Raw genomic sequence first — 1,513 nt, 5'->3', positions numbered from 1 at the left:
GTCGGCCCGACGGAGGCCTTCACGCCCGAAGAGATCGTGAAGGTGTTCGACACCAACGTGCTCGGCGCGCAGCGCGTGAACCGCGCGGTGCTGCCGTACCTGCGCAGGCAGGAGTCGGGGCTGATGCTGTGGATCAGCAGTACCACCACCAAGGGCGGCTTCCCGCCGTTCATGGGCCCTTACGGTGCGGCCAAGGCGGCGATGGATTCGCTGGCCGTCACGCTGGCCTACGAGATCGCACGCTTCGGCATCGAGACTTCCATCGTCGTGCCGGGCGCCTTCACCCGGGGCACCGACCACTTCCCGAGCGCGGGCAAGCCGGCCGATGCCGCGACTGCCGCCGCCTACAGCCGCTACGACGGCGTGATGGACCAGATCGGCGAACGCCTCTCGGCGCTGACGCCCGACAACGCCGACCCGCAGGCCGTGGCCGACGAAATCGTGCGCATCGTGGGCCTGCCCGCCGGCACGCGACCGATGCGCTCGCTGATCGACTTCGTGGGCGACGGCGCGACGGAGGTGTTCGAGGTGTCGGAGCGAGTGCGCATCGAGTTCGCCAAACGCATCGGCATGGGTGACCTGCTCGAAGCGAAGGTGCGTCGCTAAGAAGAAGCTAAGGTAGGCGTCATAAAAGGTGGGTCGGTCTTCCTGTCCAATAGCGGCATGGAAAACCCACCCCACGACCTCGCGGAACGCGTGACAGAGCTCGAGATCAAGTCGAGCTACGCCGAAGACCTGCTCGACCAGCTGAACATGACGATCTACCGCCAGCAGCAACAGATCGACCGGCTGATCCTGCAGGTCACGCAGTTGAAGGAACAGAGCCAGAACGCGATGCAGGACGGAGCCGCACGCAACCCGCGCGACGAGCTACCTCCGCATTACTGAACAAGACGCTCAGCCGTGCGAGTGCCAGAGCACGGCGAAGAAATGGCAGGTGCTGCCGGCGAGCACGAACAGATGCCACACTGAATGCGCGAAGCGCACCTTGTTGTCGAACAGGAAGACCACCGCACCCGCCGTATAGAAGAGCCCACCGGCCACGAGCCAACCCAGGCCGGCCGATGACATGCGCTCATACAGCGGCACGGCAGCCATCAGCGCCATCCAGCCCATCGCCACATAAAGCCCGGTCGACCACAGCGGATGCTGCAGCCGGTTGAACAGCTTGGCGCTCACGCCCAGCACCGCCGCCGCGCAGATGGCGCCGAACAGCGTCCAGCCCAGCGGGCCGCGCAGCACGCCGAACAGGAAGGGCATGTAGCTGCCCGCGAGGAAAAGGTAGATGGCCGCGTGGTCCAGCCGGTTGAACCAGGCCTTGGCCCGGCCCATCGGCAGCGCGTGGTACAGCGTGGAGATCAGGTACAGCACGATGGCCGTGCCCGCGAAAAGACAGGCGCCGACCACGCCTGCGGCCTGCCCCTTCTGCACCGCGTTGTAGACCAGGATCGGCAGCGCGGCGATGGCCAGCGCCAGGCCCAGGCCGTGGCTCAGGGCATTGAAGAGTTCTTCC

3 protein-coding genes are annotated in these 1,513 nt (G+C 66.1%); 2 read left to right on the top strand and 1 reads right to left on the bottom strand.

Translation table 11 applies throughout. The features are described 5' to 3' along the window. Both ACSFA3_RS22915 and ACSFA3_RS22910 read left to right on the top strand, forming a co-directional pair. A partial coding sequence (locus ACSFA3_RS22915) for an SDR family NAD(P)-dependent oxidoreductase (RefSeq protein ID WP_435507755.1) occupies positions 1-606 on the top strand: 606 nt, incomplete at its 5' end. Positions 607-663: 57 nt separating this feature from the next. Further along, on the top strand, positions 664-888 hold the full coding sequence (locus ACSFA3_RS22910) for a SlyX family protein (protein WP_093057985.1): 225 nt from the start codon (positions 664-666) through the stop codon (positions 886-888). Between the two features lie 9 nt (positions 889-897). Here the strand turns inward: ACSFA3_RS22910 and trhA are convergent. Beyond that, positions 898-1,513, bottom strand: a 616-nt coding sequence (gene trhA / locus ACSFA3_RS22905) for a PAQR family membrane homeostasis protein TrhA (protein ID WP_435507754.1), incomplete at its 5' end; no start/stop codon positions are given.

Source organism: Variovorax glucosi (genome assembly GCF_051216695.1).
Lineage (GTDB): Bacteria > Pseudomonadota > Gammaproteobacteria > Burkholderiales > Burkholderiaceae_C > Variovorax.
This window is presented reverse-complemented; position numbering and strand designations above follow the sequence as displayed.